At 42.6% G+C, this 17,566-nt stretch carries 17 protein-coding genes and 2 tRNA genes; 8 read left to right on the plus strand and 11 right to left on the minus strand.

The annotated features are described in order from the left end of the window. Positions 1-19 precede the first annotated feature (19 nt). The 3 genes from J3998_RS10265 to gltX all read right to left on the minus strand — a co-directional run bounded on the left by J3998_RS10265 (position 20) and on the right by gltX (position 1,889). Positions 20-95: transfer RNA gene (locus J3998_RS10265), tRNA-Glu, on the minus strand. A 46-nt stretch (positions 96-141) separates the two neighbouring features. Then, positions 142-217: transfer RNA gene (locus tag J3998_RS10270), tRNA-Ala, on the minus strand. 259 nt (positions 218-476) lie between these two features. After that, a complete protein-coding gene (gltX, locus tag J3998_RS10275; protein ID WP_208150576.1) occupies positions 477-1,889 on the minus strand; it encodes a glutamate--tRNA ligase in 1,413 nt (470 codons plus the stop codon). A gap of 232 nt (positions 1,890-2,121) precedes the next feature. Here gltX and J3998_RS10280 point away from each other — a divergent pair, with 232 nt between their 5' ends. The 7 genes from J3998_RS10280 to J3998_RS10310 all read left to right on the plus strand — a co-directional run bounded on the left by J3998_RS10280 (position 2,122) and on the right by J3998_RS10310 (position 9,671). Then, entirely contained in the window at positions 2,122-3,123 is a 1,002-nt protein-coding gene (locus tag J3998_RS10280; RefSeq protein WP_208150577.1) for an SLAC1 anion channel family protein, read from the plus strand. A 94-nt stretch (positions 3,124-3,217) separates the two neighbouring features. Beyond that, positions 3,218-5,152, plus strand: a complete 1,935-nt coding sequence (locus J3998_RS10285) for a M61 family metallopeptidase (RefSeq protein WP_208150578.1) — start codon at positions 3,218-3,220, stop codon at positions 5,150-5,152. Continuing rightward, entirely contained in the window at positions 5,152-5,403 is a 252-nt protein-coding gene (locus J3998_RS10290; RefSeq protein WP_208150579.1) for a SlyX family protein, read from the plus strand. The genes J3998_RS10285 and J3998_RS10290 overlap by 1 nt, the downstream gene beginning before the upstream one ends. A gap of 48 nt (positions 5,404-5,451) precedes the next feature. Further along, positions 5,452-6,051 (plus strand): hypothetical protein, encoded by a 600-nt coding sequence (locus J3998_RS10295; RefSeq protein ID WP_208150580.1) that lies wholly within the window; start codon positions 5,452-5,454, stop codon positions 6,049-6,051. Between the two features lie 261 nt (positions 6,052-6,312). Then, entirely contained in the window at positions 6,313-7,242 is a 930-nt protein-coding gene (locus J3998_RS10300) for a cupin domain-containing protein (RefSeq protein ID WP_243750706.1), read from the plus strand. Positions 7,243-7,328: 86 nt separating this feature from the next. Beyond that, complete coding sequence (locus tag J3998_RS10305) at positions 7,329-8,039, plus strand: response regulator transcription factor (RefSeq protein WP_208150581.1); 711 nt, start codon at positions 7,329-7,331, stop codon at positions 8,037-8,039. A 78-nt stretch (positions 8,040-8,117) separates the two neighbouring features. Continuing rightward, positions 8,118-9,671 (plus strand): ATP-binding protein, encoded by a 1,554-nt coding sequence (locus J3998_RS10310; protein WP_208150582.1) that lies wholly within the window; start codon positions 8,118-8,120, stop codon positions 9,669-9,671. Between the two features lie 69 nt (positions 9,672-9,740). Here J3998_RS10310 and J3998_RS10315 read toward each other — a convergent pair whose 3' ends face one another. Continuing rightward, positions 9,741-11,156, minus strand: coding sequence for an SPOR domain-containing protein (locus tag J3998_RS10315; protein ID WP_208150583.1), 1,416 nt, complete (start codon positions 11,154-11,156; stop codon positions 9,741-9,743). A 135-nt stretch (positions 11,157-11,291) separates the two neighbouring features. On the opposite strand from J3998_RS10315, the gene J3998_RS13400 reads away from it, so the two are divergent. Further along, on the plus strand, positions 11,292-11,423 hold the full coding sequence (locus J3998_RS13400) for a hypothetical protein (protein ID WP_279576284.1): 132 nt from the start codon (positions 11,292-11,294) through the stop codon (positions 11,421-11,423). A 13-nt stretch (positions 11,424-11,436) separates the two neighbouring features. Here J3998_RS13400 and J3998_RS10320 read toward each other — a convergent pair whose 3' ends face one another. The 7 genes from J3998_RS10320 to rplI all read right to left on the minus strand — a co-directional run bounded on the left by J3998_RS10320 (position 11,437) and on the right by rplI (position 17,557). Further along, a complete protein-coding gene (locus J3998_RS10320; RefSeq protein WP_208150584.1) occupies positions 11,437-11,853 on the minus strand; it encodes a YchJ family protein in 417 nt (138 codons plus the stop codon). Between the two features lie 20 nt (positions 11,854-11,873). After that, entirely contained in the window at positions 11,874-13,268 is a 1,395-nt protein-coding gene (locus J3998_RS10325) for an MATE family efflux transporter (RefSeq protein ID WP_243750707.1), read from the minus strand. A gap of 49 nt (positions 13,269-13,317) precedes the next feature. After that, positions 13,318-13,701, minus strand: coding sequence for a hypothetical protein (locus tag J3998_RS10330; protein ID WP_208150585.1), 384 nt, complete (start codon positions 13,699-13,701; stop codon positions 13,318-13,320). Between the two features lie 15 nt (positions 13,702-13,716). Further along, entirely contained in the window at positions 13,717-14,322 is a 606-nt protein-coding gene (locus tag J3998_RS10335; RefSeq protein ID WP_208150586.1) for an NUDIX domain-containing protein, read from the minus strand. Continuing rightward, positions 14,322-15,410, minus strand: coding sequence for an alanine racemase (gene alr, locus J3998_RS10340; protein WP_208150587.1), 1,089 nt, complete (start codon positions 15,408-15,410; stop codon positions 14,322-14,324). The genes J3998_RS10335 and alr overlap by 1 nt, the downstream gene beginning before the upstream one ends. A 43-nt stretch (positions 15,411-15,453) precedes the next feature. After that, positions 15,454-16,911 (minus strand): replicative DNA helicase, encoded by a 1,458-nt coding sequence (gene dnaB / locus J3998_RS10345; RefSeq protein ID WP_208150588.1) that lies wholly within the window; start codon positions 16,909-16,911, stop codon positions 15,454-15,456. 190 nt (positions 16,912-17,101) lie between these two features. After that, entirely contained in the window at positions 17,102-17,557 is a 456-nt protein-coding gene (gene rplI, locus J3998_RS10350) for a 50S ribosomal protein L9 (protein WP_208150589.1), read from the minus strand. Positions 17,558-17,566: the final 9 nt, after the last annotated feature.

The following is a 17,566-nucleotide window of genomic DNA, read 5'->3' on the forward strand; positions in this document are numbered from 1 at the left end:
AGCTGAGCTATTCCCGCAATGGCGTCCCGTAGGGGAGTCGAACCCCTGTTACAGCCGTGAAAGGGCCGTGTCCTAGGCCTCTAGACGAACGGGACTTTTTATGCAAAAAGTCTTTTAACTTATTGTAATATCAGATCATTTTGGTGGAGCTAAGCGGGATCGAACCGCTGACCTCAACACTGCCAGTGTTGCGCTCTCCCAGCTGAGCTATAGCCCCCCTGAGCTGATGGAGGCGTATTATAAGGACTTCCCAGATATGGTCAAGCGCAAAATGCAAAAAAACTGTATTTTTTTACGCGTTGCCGACAAGTACATGAAAGTGCGACAACCGCCATTTTCATAACCTATTGATTTTTATCCGCAAAGCCCTATAAACAGCGTCTTTTCGTTATTTTGCTACTCCAGCGATAGAAAACCAAAAACCCGCTAAAAGCGGGTTTAAGGAAACGCAGAACAAGTCCAAATAGCTATCGCTATTACTGGTTAGCAATACGCTCAGCGATATAGGCTTGCGCCATCTGTATACGAGCTAAACAGCGCTCTTTACCAATAAGCTCAGCCGTTGCATCAATAGCCGGTGATTGTCCACCGCCGGTAATCGCAACGCGCAATGGCATACCAACTTTGCCCATCCCAACTTCAAGCTCTTCTGCTGTAGCATTAATGGCTGCATGAATATCGGCAGCTTGCCAATTTTCGAGAGCCGCAAATTTTTCTGCTAATTTGGCTAATGGCTCGGAAGCAACACCACGAAGATGTTTTTTGGCTGCACCGGCTTCAAATTCGGCAAAATCATTATAAAAGTAGGTGGCACCCTGCGCCATCTGAACCAATGTATTAGCCCGGTCACGAAGTAAATCTGCCACATCCGTTAATGCTGGACCTTGTGCCAGATCACAACCTAGATCAGTCATGAATGGCGACAAGTGACGTGCAAGATGTTCTGCTTCAGCATTTTTAATATGCTGTTCGTTAATCCAAAGTAATTTAGCTGTATCGAAACTTGATGGCGAGCCATTGACATTATCTAAATCAAAATAAGCAATCATCTCATCTATGCTAAACACCTCTTGATCACCATGTGACCAGCCAAGGCGAACTAGATAGTTCAATAAAGCTTCCGGCAAGAAACCTTGTTCTTTGTATTGCAGGACACTGACCGCACCGTGACGTTTCGACAAACGTGCGCCATCTTCACCTAAAACCATTGGAATATGTGCAAACTTTGGTACTGTTGCACCCAAAGCTTTATAAAGGTTAATTTGACGAGGAGTATTATTAAGATGATCGTCGCCACGAATAATGTGCGTCATCCCCATATCCCAGTCATCAACCACAACGGTAAGATTATAGGTCGGTGTACCGTCAGAGCGCGCAATAATTAAATCGTCCAGCTCTTTGTTATTGATAACCACTTTACCTTTAACAAGATCATCAATCTCAACATCACCGTCAATCGGATTTTTAAAACGGATAACCGGCTTAACCCCTTCCGGAGGAATTCCATCAAAGTCGCGGTAACGACCATCATAGCGAGGTTTATCACCACGAGCCTTCTGCTCCTCACGCATAATATCCAATTCTTCCGGCGTTGCGTAGCAGTAGTAAGCCAAGCCTTTTTCAAACAACTGGTCAATGACTTCTTTATAGCGTTCAAAACGATGTGTTTGATAAATCGGACCTTGGTCGTAATCCAGTCCTAACCAACTCATGCCTTCTAAAATAGCGTTGACCGATTCTTCGGTTGAGCGCTCCAAATCAGTATCTTCGATGCGCAAGGTAAACTCGCCGCCAAAACGTTTGGCATACAGCCAAGAATAGAGTGCGGTTCTTACGCCACCGATATGAAGATAACCTGTTGGGCTAGGTGCAAAACGAGTACGAATCACTACAAGGACTCCAATTGTCTAAATCAAAATAAAGCGCCCATTATACTCTTTGAATCGATGCCTTTACATTGCAGTTTGACACTATATTTACAATTTCTACGAAACCCGGAACCACAACATTTTTTTATTTGCTATAACTAAAAAATTTAATAAACAAAACACTATTCATCTATTTGCAATTCGTTAGGATATTGACAAGAAATAACCAAAACACTCAATTTAGGAACTCACAATGGCTGAACAAAGTGCTCGCTTAGCGTATTTTCCAATCAATCTTTTCGGCGCTGTCATGGGCTTTAGCGGCTTGGCCTTGGCGCTCTTGAAAGCCTCCCAACTGAGTTGGATTACCTCAACACTGTTTATGAGCTTATCCTTGATTACCGTTGTATTGTTTGTCCTAATCAGCGCTCTATACCTAGTTAAAAGCATTAAATATCCTGAAGAAGTAAAACATGACATTCACCACCCTGTCGCAGTGCACTTTTTTCCGGCTTTCAGTATCAGCTTGTTACTACTTAGTCTATTAATTAAAGAATTCTCACCGCTTATAGGGAGTGTTTTCTGGCATCTCGGCATGGTTTTACATCTTGCCCTAACCGTCATGCTACTCAGTAGTTGGATGCATCATGAAAAATGGCAAATCACACATATGAACCCCGCTTGGTTCATACCGGTAGTTGGTAATATTGTTATCCCGCTTGGAGCAGTTCATTTCTCAAATATTGAATTGGGTTGGTTCTTTTTCAGTATTGGCTTTGTCTTCTGGGTCATTCTATTTGCCATTGTCATGTACCGCATCTTCTTCCACCCGCCAATGCTTAAATTATTGGAACCGACCCTATTTATTTTGATCGCGCCACCAGCGGTTGGCTATTTGTCCTACCTTGCTTTAAATGGTGGCGAATTAGATGTCTTCGCGCGAGTTTTATATTACACCGCCCTGTTTATGACAATTCTATTGTTGGCACAATTACCGCGTTTTATCAAAATACCTTACGCACTATCTTGGTGGGCTTACAGTTTCCCTATCGCTGCCATTACCTTGGCTAGCATGAGTTTCTATGAAAAACTTAATCTCTCGATTTTTAGTTATATCGGCATTATTTTACTTATCGTTTTAAGTGCTCTAATTGCATTTCTGAGCTTCAAAACCCTTATTGCGGTTAAAAACCGTCAACTATGCAAGCCTCATCCACAAATGAAGCCACCGCAGCCAACTATTTCCGAAAAGTAGACCCGTTAGAATTCTCTCCTTGCTATGCGGATTTTGTGTTGTTTGTTAGAATTGCCTCGCATTTCGACAATAACACAAAATCGGTAGCCCGCGAATGAGTCAATTTAGCTCCCCAGAACTACAGCAAATCAGTCAAAAATACATCAATGAAAGCACCCTCCCTGAACTGGCAAAACCAGTCACTAAAGATGAAGCTTGTGCCCGCCACTACAGTATTAGTCCGGCAAATGCACAAGCCCATTTGTTTGATGTACAGCTGCGCATTGCCTTCCCGACTAAACAACAGTTAGTCAGTCTGCCGAACTGGATTCCTGGAAGCTATTTAATTCGTGACTTTTCTAAACACCTCAGTAAATTAGAAGCCTTTACCGATGATCAACAGCCACTAAAAGTCCAGCTAATTGACAAATCTACTTGGGAAATCGAAGCAACAGAAAACAACGATGGCAACATAGCTGCAATCAATGTGAGATACCAAGTCTACGCTTGGGATTTGTCCGTTCGTGGCGCGCACTTTGATGAAAGTCATGCTTTTTTTAACGGTACATCGGTGTTTGTTGAAGTAATTGGGCAGCGCGAACTACCCTGTGTAATGAGCTTAAAAAAATCACCGGTCTGTTTTAAGAATGCTTGGAAAGCGGCAACCGGCATGGAACCAATCAAAATAGATCACCACGGTTTTGGCCACTATAAAGCGGATAATTATCTCGCCTTAATCGATCACCCTGTTGAAATAGGTAACTATACCGAAATCGAATTTCGAGCTTGCGGAGTGCCGCATAAAATGGTGCTAACCGGTATTTTCGAATGCGATTTAGAGCGTCTAAAAAACGACTTAATCAAAATCTGCGAATATGAGATCAAACTATTTGGCGAGCCGGCGCCGATGGATTCCTACCTATTCCAGGTCATGGTCACCGGTTCGGATTATGGCGGTCTTGAACATCGCAATTCCACGGCTTTGATTTGTAGCCGAAATGATCTTCCATATCATGGCATGGACAAACCAAGTGATGGTTATTTGCAGTTCTTGGAATTGTGTAGCCATGAATATTTCCACACTTGGAACGTTAAACGTATTATGCCTAAGGCATATCAAAATCCAGATTTGAGCGCACCAATCTATTCAAGACAATTATGGTGGTTTGAGGGCATTACCTCTTATTACGACGCGTTAATTTTATTACGTTGCGGTCTTATCGACCAAGACACCTATTTAAAATTACTTGCTCAACAATTAACGCGTGTCTATCGAATGCCTGGTCGTTTCAAGCAGTCAGTCAGTGAATCTAGCTTTTACGCTTGGACCAAGTTTTATCAGCAAGATGAAAATGCGCCCAATGCCATTATCAGTTATTACACCAAGGGCTCGCTGGTTGCCTTGGCATTGGATTTGACAATTCGTGAGCAGTCACAAGGACAACAATCACTAGACAATATTCTTCTGTATTTATGGGAGAACTACGGCAAAGTGAACCAAGGATTGGAAGAATTTGAGATTGAACAATTGTGCAGCCAAATTACTGGCATTGATTTGCAAGAATTTTTCGCACAAACCCTAGATAGCACCGATGATGTTGATTTGACCTCGTTATTCGCAAAATTCGGCTATGAATTTAGCTTTAGAGCGAACAATTCGCTTGCCGATATGGGAGGGTCTAACTCCGGTGACCTTTTAGCGGTCAATTTTGGCGCCAATGTCATTGATACCGCAACCGGTGGCGTGCAACTCAAACATATTTGGCAAGAGGCAAGTGCACAATTAGCAGGCTTAGCAGCCAACGATGAAATCATTGCTTTAAATGGCTTACGTATCAGCAATAAGTCACAACTAGAAACATTACTGAGACGCTGTCAACCTGGCAATAGCTTAAAATGTGACTACTTTCGTCGTGACGAGCTTCGTCACTGCGTTCTGACTTTGACACCAGCCATACCTGACCGAGTGGAAATTAACAAACAAGATAAATGTGAAAATAGGCTCAATTGGCTAACAGATAATACCCTAAGTGCAGACACGGAACTTTAATGAACAAAACAAAAAAAATAAACCAAAACTCACTAAGCTCAGAAGAACTGCAACAGCAGTTGCAGGCAATGCAAATGGTCATCGCACATCATGAAATTATGCATCAAGAGATGGAAAAGACCGCACTTAACCTAACCCAAAAATTAGATGATCTCCAGAGCCGCTACCAAGTAATCGTTAGCTTAATGCAATCTATGCAAGAACAGCAGGTTAAGAGCCCGGAAGAGGAAGTTCCACCACCCCACTATTAAAAGCGTGCTTTAATAAGTGTACGTCCTAAGAATGTTAGAATTGTTTATATGAAAAAATTACTCATTCTGCTGATTTTGATAGGAGCTTGGCACCACTACTATCATATTGAAACTGCACCTTCGATTGGCCCCGGCATCGTAGCAGCGTCTCCACCTTATCAATATAATGCAGACAGCAAGCAAATCCGTTTAGACGATTTTATTCTTTCGCCGCATGCTGAATTTGAAGTTGAAGCGCGTGTCTTAGCGGCAAGCCGTCACTATTTAGATCGCAAAGGCTGGTTAGCGCCATTGGTTCTAGTAATCGGCTGGGGAAATATGTCCGATGAAGCAATTTATCAAAATGTCGACATCGACCAATTTAACCATCTATACGAATGGACAAACAATGCCCCGACGTTAATTACAGATGAAGAAATTCTAACTTCGACCGCTAACATCCATTTGATTCCAGCGAACAACGCAATCAAAGAGAAGATGTATGATATTAAAATTGGTGATGTTGTTTCGTTACGCGGCAGCCTAGTAAGCATTCGTCGCACCACTGGCTGGAAATGGCCAACCTCGACATCTCGAACAGACAAAGGTGAAAATTCAGGGGAAATTCTCTACCTTAAAGCGATTGAGATTATCCAACCAGGCTCATAGCTAAAGCATTTAGCCGGGAATCATTAACGATCATCCTCTCTTTAAAGAACAAATTCGTCGTTCTTATGCCCGATTCAAAATATTGCTCTGGAGAATCTTTGCCTTTCTTTACAAGCTACGTATTCATCAAAACCATTCTCTAGCATAGAATTAAATGCGGTTTCAGCTGTATAATACGCACAAACATTTTTACTGTATCAAATGGCCTACAAAATCGACATAAGTCAGGCATAAGCCATTTTTTCAATATAGGTATCGATTATGCAACCACAGAAAGTTGAACAGATTCAGCAAGTCGCCCAACAAAAATGGGAACGTCAAGCTGAAGTAAAAGAATATATGTCAGCGGTAAACCCGCCAATGCCGAAAATCGATGTTGTGCCTTACCCAAGCTCTTTGCATGAACAAGGTGAAACTCGCGTCATCCCATTTGATCAGTCAGAAAAGCTGCAAACTTCTTATCCAGTTACCACACCAAATCTGTTGGCAAACTTTATCAAGATTTGCCCTGGTGACACCATCAAAACCGATGCAGTAGCCAGTTCAAACCTGTTCTACGTAATTCGAGGTAAAGGCCGTACGCAGATGAAGCACGGTACGATGGAATGGAAAGAAGGCGACTTATTTACACTGCCAGCCGTACCCGACGCTCTGCATAGCGCGGATGAGGATACAGCGATTTATTGGGTCAATGATGCGCCGGTACTTAGCTACCTTGGTGTAAAGCCAACTCACGACCGTTTTGAGCCGGTGTTATATACACGCGAACACCTAACCAAAGAATTGGAAAATGTGCGTAAAATTGCTGAAGGTAAAAACCGTACCGGTATTTTATTGTCTAACCCTAACTTCCCTCTGACCATGACTTTGACGCACACACTTTGGGCTTTATATAACGTTCTGCCTGCGGGCATTGTGCAAAAACCACATCGTCACAATTCAATCGCATTGGATTTTGTTGTTTCCGCAGGCCCGAATACCTACACGGCAATCGGTAAAGAATTAAATCCGGATGGGACGATTAAAGACCCTATCAAAGCGATGTGGACACCGGGCTCAGCATTCATCACCCCACCGGGCTGGTGGCACTCACACCACAATGAATCCGGTGAAGACGCAATTGTGTTGCCGATCCAAGATGCTGGATTAATCATGAATATGCAGCTTTTGGACTTCCAACACGTTAAGTAATACAGCAATAATGCGGTTATGAAAATACTTATTTTATAGCCGCATTTTTATTTGCAGCAGCAAACCAGATAAATAAAGGACTGCACATGCAAAATACTGAATATCGCATTGCGATTATCGAAGACGATCCAATTCAACTAGAAAGTTTGGTTACCGCTCTTGAGCAACAAGGCTTTGTGATTGAAGCTTTTTCCGACCGAGAATCTGCTGAAAAAGCCTTTGCCGAAAAACTACCGAATCTGGTTATTTCCGACATTATTTTAGGTTCGGAAATGGACGGCGGTTTCGACCTAGCAAAACACTTGCTTAGCTATAATCAACCGATTCCGATTATCTTCCTTTCCGAACGTCAATCTGAATTCGATATTTATACCGGTCATGCGCTGGGTGCGATTGATTATTTACCAAAACCAATCAGTCTCAATGTCTTGATTGTGAAAGTCAAAAACTTACTTCGCATCACTAGCTCGAATAGCAGTGCTGAACAGGATGACGAAAAATCGAAAATTGCTGAACTTGAACTGGCTCCTGATCAGTTCAGAGCTTACTGGCATGACAAAGCACTCGATTTAACGGCGACCGAATTCGAGATGCTGAAACAGTTCGCAATTGCCGGTGAAGGCAGCGTCATTACCTATGATGCACTACAAAAATCGACACAAGGTGTTGTTGAACGTAACACCATTAACACCCATATTTGTCGAATCCGAAATGCCTTCAAGAAAATCACACCTGAATTCAACTTGATTCACAATGAATACGGTCGCGGATATTCTTGGCAAAACAAAGAAGAATAAGTGATTCACTCGCGGCAGTTAATAATTTCTGCCGCCTTTACCGCTGCTTAATTCTCATAAAAATTTGCCGGGTAGTCCATGCCGTTTTCTCGCCTTAACCTTCGTCTTTCTATTCGAACTCGCTTGTTCATTCTATTGTTATTATTGACAATATTGCCTTTTCTTGCCTATCGTTTCGCTATCGACTTACACCGAATTATGCTTAATAATCAGGCAATTGTGCAACAACAGACGGTAGAAAACTTAGCCTTGATTTTGGAGAATCGTACCGATTTATGGGCATTGCAAATCCAATCGGGCAAACCAACGCGCTTGGCGCATTTAAACTTAAACAAATCGGTATTATGGGTAGTAAACGAATATGGGCAAACCACTTATGTGGTCGGCAAATTACCAGACAAAGACGAGCATCTTAACAACGATTTTTTTACCACTTCCGGTAAATTACTGATAAAAACCCTCGCGACATTTTTACCCTACTCTCTGCCCTATCCGTATCCGCAAAGTTCAAAGCCGGAAATCACTCTAATCCAAAACTCGCTCAACGGCCAGACGCTGCAACAGTACAGAATGGACAGCAATAATGAGCCTATTTCGCTTATGTCAGCCACGCCCCTATTGATACAAAACCGAATTATCGGCAGCCTTGTTCTTGAACAGCGCATGGAAACACTCTTCAGTGAAAGCTTGGATTATTTTTATAAATTAATTGGCATCGGTGCGACCATTTTCTTTATCGTCATTATTGGCGCAATCTTACATACCGCGTCTTTATCTAATCGAATCATACGATTAGACGACGATGTTAAAAAAACATTTGATATAAAAGGTCGCCTAACCCAGTTGGTTTTCCCGGATAGAAAGGCGCGGGTTTATCAGGATGAATTGTCTGATTTAAGACACCATATTTATGAGATGTTAAAGCAACTTGGCGCTTATGAGCGCTATCTGAAGCAGCTACCAAAGACGTTACGCCATGAATTGCATAACCCTTTAAATCGGCTGTCGATGGCACTGAGCTTACTGGAAAAGGAAACCGAGCACCAACAACTTGACTATGCAAAACACGCTTTAGCACAACTTCGCCAAATTATCGCTTCGCTCTCTGAAGCAACCAGTATTGAAGACAGTCTGCATAATCAGCAACCGGAGGCGTTTCCAATCGGTTTGATGCTGCGCCATTATTTAGAAAACAGCATCGTGCTACACCCTGAATACAATCTGAAAACCGAAATACAGGTCAACGACAAAGTTCAAATTTTAGGTGATGGCTTTATGATTGAACAGATGATGGATAAATTACTGAGCAATGCGCATGATTTTTCCGACGGGCAAATGCCGGTGCAAGTGACAGCAAAAGAACTAGCGAACAATATCATATTAAAAATCAATAACTCAGGACCTTCTTTACCAAGTGGTCATGAACAACAAATTTTCGATGGCATGACTTCAATGCGCATAATGAACCAAAGTGATCAAGCGCACCTTGGCCTTGGACTCTATATCGTTAAATTAATTGTCGATTTTCACCAAGGACAAGTTCAAGCGGAAAATGCACAGTTTATCTATGAAGGCAAAATCCTCAATGGTGTCGCCTTCACTATTACCTTGCCAATTTATCAATTAACATAAAACCACACGCTACAAAAAAGCCAGCTCTACCGGCTGGCTCTTCTTTTAATACCCTTAGAGTCTTTTAAACTAATCAACTCTTTTTAATACCGCCTGAGCAGTACGAATCCAAGGTGCGATACCGAGCGTATTTTTCAATTCGCTTGCTAATTTATCAGCCTGTTTACGCTCTGCAAAACTGCCGACAATTAAAACATACATGGTTTTTCCATCACGGAGTTGCGGAATTAAACGACCCTCTTTAATACCTTTATCTTTTATCATTTTTTCAATAGAAGCAGCTTCTAACATACTCGCTAACTGTAACGTATAGTTGTCGCTTGGTTGTTCCATTAGCCATTTAACATCACGGCTGTAGTTTTTCTTAGGCTCCGCAACCTTGACATCTGTAGCAATAGTAGGCATTTCCGGTTCGGCTACGTTTTTTTCAACTGCCGCTTTCGGCTCGGTAATTTCAGGTTCAGAAGGTGCAACTGGAATTTCAATATCCGCGTTACTTTGCTCAGCTTTAACCCGTTCTACATCCGGTTCAATCGCGATATTTACCGCTGCTTTAAAAGGCCTTACTTCCGGTTTTACCGGCTGTAAATCCTCTGGCGTTGGAGCTGAGTCTTTGAGTGCACTGACGACCTTTTCAATTTTCTGCTGTAATAGTTCAGAGCTGTCGACGCTTTGTTCAGCACTGGCTTGTTGAAGGTTTTTCAAATCATTTCGTACCGTGGCTAATTGCGCTTCAAGTGCAACGATTTGACTCTGCAAACTGCTAATTTTCTGTTGATTTTCATTTGCGCTCGCCAACGTTGCCTCTGCATTTAGCGGCATATCAGCAATCTTTTGTTGTAATTCAGCAATAACGTTCTTGTTTGCCTCGCTTTGAGCTTGCATCTCATTTATTTCTTTATGTACGCTGTTATAGCCCATTACCACCACCACAAGAATAGTGATAAACAGGCTAAGCATAATCGCAATGCCGGCCATCATTGGCGCTTTATTGCCTTTCGTATTACTGGAAGGTGCATACTCTTGAGCAGAAAATCCGCTATGGGTATCGGGTTGTCGCATCGATTTATTATTCACTGGATCGGATTCCAAAGAGGCTGTCGTGTTACTAGAAAGATTAATTTGTGCGATATCATCGGCAAAATCATCATCAGAAAAAGCTAAGGTATTACCTGGACTAGAATCAAGAATGGCACGACTGTAGGGATCATTATTAACAGAAGGAGTGCGTAAAGTCTGACCAACTAATGGGATATCGTCATTATTAACCCGATTATGCTGCTCGGTTTCTACCAAGCGTTGTCGAGCATTTTGCAATTGTTGTTCCGCTTCTAAAGCACTCTGCGGAACGACATCTTCTGCGGCTTTTAACCAATCTTGTAAAGAAGTGTTCGTCGTATCCGTAGACATGGATTTGGCACGACTTTCGATTTGTTCTAGAATTTTCGCGCGTTCAGCTTCAAGTTCTGAAATGCTATTAGCCATCGTAAACTTCACCATTCCCTGAGCAAAAGTTGGAGTTTATTGTAGAATGCTTTTACTGAAAAAGATACTAGGGTCTGTTGACCATTCAAAATGGATTCTGGAACAGCCAACAGCCCCTGATAGCAATGGAGAATAATGACTATGCCGGATATGTCTAGTGTTGGCGATGCACTGTTAATCACACTTGGGTTTCTTGCGGTTTCAATTACCGTGGTAGCAGGTCTAATGTGGTGGCTTTACAAGGTATTTCGCAATAAAGACGAATAAGCTCTCAAGTATTTTACGGTTTAATTTCTCCGTTCACATATAACCAATTATCATGCTCATCACGGATAAAATAACTGGTTTCATGTAATTGTCCGGTTTCTTGTTGTGCAGAAATTTCCAACGGATTTAGGGTAATCTGGTAAGTGGCAACAAACGTCACCCAACCCAAGGAATCTTTTTTACGCCCCTGTTTTCTGCCGTTAATCGTCAAGCCAGTCCACTGCAAGTTACTTTCAGAATCAAGCTCTTGCGGTGCAGTGCTTGGATGCCATGTACGTAGCAGATAATCCGCATCTTGTTTTACAAATGCACTATAACGCGAGCGCATAAGTTTTTCTGCCGTCGGTGCTGTTTTTTCCCCTAAATGAAACGGCCGACAACATTCACTATAGTCACCACCTGAATCACAGGGACATTTTTCCTTATTCATATACTGCATTCACTTATGATTTAAGACTGATGTTCTTGCGCCATTTCAGCGTAAACTTGTGCTTTCTTGGAAATTAGACGCCAAGTCAGCAGAATAGCTGCCAAACCGAGTCCTAGACAAATACCCAACCAGAAGCCATACACGCCCATCGGCTCGACCAACCAATCGGTTAAACTTAATATATAACCCAAACCTAGGCCAATCAGCCAATAACTTAAAAAGGTCACCCACATCGTAATATGAGTATCGTGGAAGCCACGTAAAATGCCTGCACAAGCAACTTGAATGGCGTCAAATAATTGATAACCGGCAGCAAAAATCATCAAGATAATTGCAATGGAAATGACGGCCATATCCTCTGAATATAAAGAGGTAATTTGTTCTCTCCATATATAAGTGTTAATTGCCAAGATTAAACCAAGTATCACCGCATACACCAATGCGGCTTTCAATAACAAATGCATGTGCGCAATATTGCCACTGCCATAAACTTGCCCGACTCGAACTGTTAGCGCCAATCCCCAGCTCAAAGGCAACATAAACAGCAATGAAGTAACGCTAATGGCAATCTGTTGTGCAGCGATAACATCCGTACCTAACGGCGCAACAAACAAAGCAATCAAGGTGAAAAGGCTCACCTCAAATAACAACGCCATCGCATTCGGAACACCAATTTTTAAAATGGGCAATACGCCTTCACGCCACTGACAATGTAAAATTTTATGCCATTGAATAAAGCTTTTGGTAAGACGATTACGCTGTACATAGATCAACCCAACCACCAGCATAAACCACATAACTAATGCGCTGGCCACACCACAGCCAGCTGCTCCCATCGGTTCTATCGCACCCCAGCCGAAAATAAAAATCGCATTTAATGGAATATTCAGCAGCAAGGCCACTAGACTAATCCACATGGTTGGCAAGGTTTGCCCGAGACCTTCCCAGTAAAATCGTAATGCCTGATAAAGCGCAACTGCCGGTAAACCAAAACTGATATAAAACAGATAATCATCCGTTAGTTGGAAGACACGAGGCTCAAGAGACAACCAATTGAGGATAAATTGCAGGTTAGCCAATACCAATGCACTGACTATACCAAGCGGCAATGCCAACCAAAGTCCTTGATTTAAAAAACGGCTCACCGCAACGCTGTCGCCCTTACCGTAAGCTTTGCCAACTAGCGGAGTTATCGCCAATAGCACGCCGGTCGCAAACATAAATATCGGTAATAAAATACTGGTGCCAAGCCCAATCGCCGCTAAATCCTGAGTACCCGACCAACCCGACATCAGAGTGTCGACCACACCCAAACCGGTCAAAGCGAGCTGTGCCAGTAATATCGGCCAAGCGAGTTGCCAAAGTTTTTGGGATTCGGCACCGAAACTATGAGTAGCAATGACAGAGTTGGACAAGCTTAGGATGCTCTTCTAAAAGTAGGGTAAGAAAAAATGCGGATCAGAGTTATTTTGATGATTTGTCATCATCTTGCGGTTTCTGCCAGTAATCTTTACCAAATTGAGATTCCGCTTCTTCAATTAATTGCTCTTGATCTTCAGACGGAACCGCTTCATCTGGGACTTGTTCGACTAGCATCGGGAAGGCAAAGATGCAGATGACTTTGGCTGTCCAATAAACCATCGCATAGATAACAATCGCTAGAGCCAGAACCAGAGGCAATCCAAACACTAAGTCAACCAGCATGGCATGACCGGCAAAAATCTTACCGACTAGCTCTTTCTCTATAAAAGCGAATTCCAACCAAAACAAAACCGCCAACCAGCTTAAGGCAAGCATCCACGGATTAAATTTAGGGTGAAAGCGGGTATTACGAAATAGGCACAACATATTGAAATAACGGATTTAATCTGCAAGTTTTTGAAAAAAAAGCCATTGTAAAGCAATCAAGGTGCTCGCGACATTAAATTCACCGTTTAATAATTTCTGCTTGGCTTCACCAAATGGCATCTTAATGACCCGAATGTCTTCAACATCAGACTCTAGGCCGGCATAATCGGCAACTTGGTCAATATCGACCGCAGAGGCATATAGATGTAAAATTTCATCCGAACCACCCGGACTCGGATAAAACTGGCAAATATATTCAGCCGCAGCAATTTCCACTCCGGCCTCTTCCTGAGCTTCGCGAATCGCCGCTTGTTCAGCCGTTTCGTCTTGATCAATCATGCCCGCAATCGGTTCGATTAACCATGCTTTACTTTCATTATCGGCTTGTAACGCATGGCCTAAAGCTCCGGCACGACACTGTTCTATCAATACGACCTTCTCTGCTTGCAGATCGTATAACAGTAAAACTGAGGCCTGCCCACGACCAAACAGCTCGCGTTCAATCGGTATTGTTAAACCGCCGGCATACAAACTATGTTGATAACGCAGTACATCAATTCGGAAGAAACCTTGATAACCACTGCGTCTATCGAGAATTTTTAACTGTTTACTCTTGGACATTAATTTCGCACCTCAATAAACGGTACGCGCTGAGTAATACCGGTTAGCAATTCATAACCGATGGTATCCGACCATTCGGCAACCTCATCAACAGACAACTGCTCATCACCCCACAAAATGGCACGGTCACCAATGCTTACTTCATCAACAAAATGACTTAAATCGACAGTTATCATATCCATGGAAACACGGCCAATCATCGGAACTCTGTGCCCATTGACCAAAACCGGCGTGCCATCTTTTGCATGCCGCGGATAACCGTCACCATAACCGACAGCAATCACACCAATATAGGTATCTTTAGAAGCTTGCCAACGATTACCGTAACCGATGAACTCTCCTTCTTGAACCCATTTAAGTGCAATCACTTGCGACTCCAAGCGCATCACCGGTTTGAAATCATAAATGCATTTTTTAGGCATACCGGCACCATATAACAGTATTCCGGGGCGTACCCAGTCAAAATGCGTTTCCGGGTAATGCAAAATTCCAGCGGAATTTGCCAAACTGCGACTGAAATTCCAGTTAGAAGTATGCGCTTCAAAAGATTGAATTTGACGATGAGTAAATTGTTTGAATTGTTCTTGCTGCTCATCAGCAACCGCTAAATGGCTCATTAGATTAATTTGATAAGCGTTTGAACTCTGCAATAAGCTCTGCACAACACTCTGCACCGCATCAGGATGAAACCCCAAACGATGCATACCAGTATCGATTTTAATCCAGACATTAATCACTGCATCATGACGATGTTCCAACAACCATTCCAGTTGATGTTGTGAGTGAATAACTAAGTCTAAGCGGTTTTGGATAACTTGCGATAGTTCCGCTGCTGAAAACAGACCCTCAAGAAGAAGAATGCGATGCAAAAAACCTTTTTGGCGCAATAGTAAAGCTTCATCAATGGAAGCAACCGCAAAGCCGTCTGCCTCGCTTAAGTGCTGCGCCACTCGACAAATATCATGACCATAACCATTTGCTTTAATTACTGCCAAGATCTTAGAACGAGGCGCTAATTTCTTGATTAAACGAAGGTTATGACCAAGAGAGGGTAAATTGATATAAGCTTTAACCGGACGGTAAATCATGCCGATAGTCATCCTTTTCTATGGCTTAATGTAGCAGGCTTTATTAATGATCCATGTCAAAGTGGGCATGGTTTTCAAATCGGGTATACTCGCCGATAAAGGTTAAACGTACAGTGCCTAAAGCACCATTACGGTGTTTACCTAAAATAATTTCAGCGATACCTTTATCCTCAGACTCTTTGTTATACACCTCGTCACGATAGATAAAGATAATTAAATCGGCATCCTGCTCAATCGCACCTGATTCACGCAAGTCAGACATTACCGGACGTTTATTCGGGCGTTGTTCCAGACTACGGTTCAGCTGTGACAGCGCAATAACCGGAATATTCAATTCTTTAGCGAGTGCTTTTAAGCCTCGCGAAATTTCCGAAATTTCGTTTACACGGTTTTCTGCATTGGCCGAACCGCGCATTAGCTGAAGGTAATCGACAACGACCAGCCCTAAACCCGTGACATGTTTTTCAATATCTTCATGCCCTGCTTCGACCGCTTCTTTTCGTTGTTTATCACGGATATCTTTATCGATGCGGCGCGCACGCGCACGCAGCTCGGAAATCATTAAGGCCGGCGTATCGTCAATAAAGACTTTCGATTTTGACAGGATATTAACCGCTTTATTCAGTTTCGGCCAATCTTCTTGCTCTAACTTACCGGTACGCATACGTCCCGCATCAATTCGACCAATTGAACTAATCATACGCATCGCCAAGGACTCACCCGGCATCTCCATCGAGAAGACCGCAACCGGCGTTCCATTTTTAGTGGCGATATTTTCTGCCATATTCATAGAGAACGTGGTTTTCCCCATTGATGGACGACCGGCAACGATAATCAAATCACCATTCTGTAAACCGGCAGTGATTTCGTCGAATTCAGTTAGATGGGTCTCTTGGCCTGTGATATGCCCTTCAGTATTAAACAGCTCGTCAATCTTATTCAGCGCCGAACTTAGGAGCATATGCATGTCTTTGTATTGACGCTCTTTCCCTTCACCATGCTCGGCAATTTCCAAAATTTTGGACTCCGCGATGTCCAAAATTTCACGCACATCTTTACCTTTTGGAAAATACGCCGTTTGCGCGACATCATTACTAGCAGCAATCAAATTGCGCAAAATCGCCTTATCGCGAACCAGTTTCGCGTAATACAAGATATTGGTTGCACTGGGTGTATTGCGAACCAAATCGGCAAGATAGGCTTTATCACCGGCTAATTCAAGATTACCAACGCTTTCTAAATGATTGGAAACTGCCACAAGGTCAAAAGGTTTATTATTACGACTCAGATCAATAATCGCATCATAAATAGCTTGATGTTGCTTGGTATAGAAGTCGCCACTGTTCACGATCGTCATCACATCATCCAAGGTTTCATTGGATAACATCAAACCAGCCAACACCGACTGTTCACCATCAATAGAATGCGGCGGCACCTTAAAAGGATTATCAGAATCGTTTGCAGTAGAAGTATTGGATTGAGTGGCGGCTGAAATCTGCATACGCGTAGCGTGAACCTATTCGTGAGCTATTTAAAGGAAGAATTATTATAACGAGGTAGCAGATTTTGAGGACAATAAAACTGAGAAATTTTCGGTAAAACTGGCTTGCAATATTTTCATCAGACAATAAAAAACGCCGATCCTAAAAAATTAGAACCGGCGTTTTCGTTAACGTTGTAAGAGTAACTAATTACTCAGCTTCAGAAGCTTTAACGTCAACAGTGATCGTAGCAACTACATCAGTGTGTAACTGTACGTCGATTTCGAAAGTACCAACGAAACGTAGAGCACCTTCAGGCATACGTACGTCACGACGTTCAACGTCGAAACCAGCTGCTTTAAGTGCATCAGCGATATCTTGAGTACCAACTGAACCGAATAATTTACCTTCGTCACCAGCAACGGCTTCGATAGTGAATACTTGACCGTTTAGGTTTTCGTAAACACCTTGAGCAACTGCTAGCTCAGCTGCAGCAGCTTTTTCTAGTTCTGCACGACGTGCTTCGAACTCAGCTACGTTAGCTTCAGTGGCCGCTTGCGCTTTACCTTGTGGAATAAGGAAGTTACGAGCGAAACCAGATTTAACCGCAACTTGATCACCCAAGTTACCTAGATTTTGTACTTTTTCAAGCAGAATAACATTCATGGCTTAAAC

Source organism: Thiomicrorhabdus marina (assembly GCF_017571465.1).
Lineage (GTDB): Bacteria > Pseudomonadota > Gammaproteobacteria > Thiomicrospirales > Thiomicrospiraceae > Thiomicrorhabdus > Thiomicrorhabdus marina.

Excerpts from the sequence above, each read along its gene's own strand:
- J3998_RS10280 (WP_208150577.1), top strand. The coding sequence starts at position 2,122 with ATGGCTGAACAAAGTGCTCGCTTAGCGTATTTTCCAATCAATCTTTTC.
- J3998_RS10285 (WP_208150578.1), top strand. The coding sequence starts at position 3,218 with ATGAGTCAATTTAGCTCCCCAGAACTACAGCAAATCAGTCAAAAATAC.
- J3998_RS10290 (WP_208150579.1), top strand. The coding sequence starts at position 5,152 with ATGAACAAAACAAAAAAAATAAACCAAAACTCACTAAGCTCAGAAGAA.
- J3998_RS10295 (WP_208150580.1), top strand. The coding sequence starts at position 5,452 with ATGAAAAAATTACTCATTCTGCTGATTTTGATAGGAGCTTGGCACCAC.
- J3998_RS10300 (WP_243750706.1), top strand. The coding sequence starts at position 6,313 with ATGCAACCACAGAAAGTTGAACAGATTCAGCAAGTCGCCCAACAAAAA.
- J3998_RS10305 (WP_208150581.1), top strand. The coding sequence starts at position 7,329 with ATGCAAAATACTGAATATCGCATTGCGATTATCGAAGACGATCCAATT.
- J3998_RS10310 (WP_208150582.1), top strand. The coding sequence starts at position 8,118 with ATGCCGTTTTCTCGCCTTAACCTTCGTCTTTCTATTCGAACTCGCTTG.
- J3998_RS10315 (WP_208150583.1), bottom strand. The coding sequence starts at position 11,156 with ATGGCTAATAGCATTTCAGAACTTGAAGCTGAACGCGCGAAAATTCTA.
- J3998_RS13400 (WP_279576284.1), top strand. The coding sequence starts at position 11,292 with ATGACTATGCCGGATATGTCTAGTGTTGGCGATGCACTGTTAATCACA.
- J3998_RS10320 (WP_208150584.1), bottom strand. The coding sequence starts at position 11,853 with ATGAATAAGGAAAAATGTCCCTGTGATTCAGGTGGTGACTATAGTGAA.
- J3998_RS10330 (WP_208150585.1), bottom strand. The coding sequence starts at position 13,701 with ATGTTGTGCCTATTTCGTAATACCCGCTTTCACCCTAAATTTAATCCG.
- J3998_RS10335 (WP_208150586.1), bottom strand. The coding sequence starts at position 14,322 with ATGTCCAAGAGTAAACAGTTAAAAATTCTCGATAGACGCAGTGGTTAT.
- alr (WP_208150587.1), bottom strand. The coding sequence starts at position 15,410 with ATGATTTACCGTCCGGTTAAAGCTTATATCAATTTACCCTCTCTTGGT.
- dnaB (WP_208150588.1), bottom strand. The coding sequence starts at position 16,911 with ATGCAGATTTCAGCCGCCACTCAATCCAATACTTCTACTGCAAACGAT.
- rplI (WP_208150589.1), bottom strand. The coding sequence starts at position 17,557 with ATGAATGTTATTCTGCTTGAAAAAGTACAAAATCTAGGTAACTTGGGT.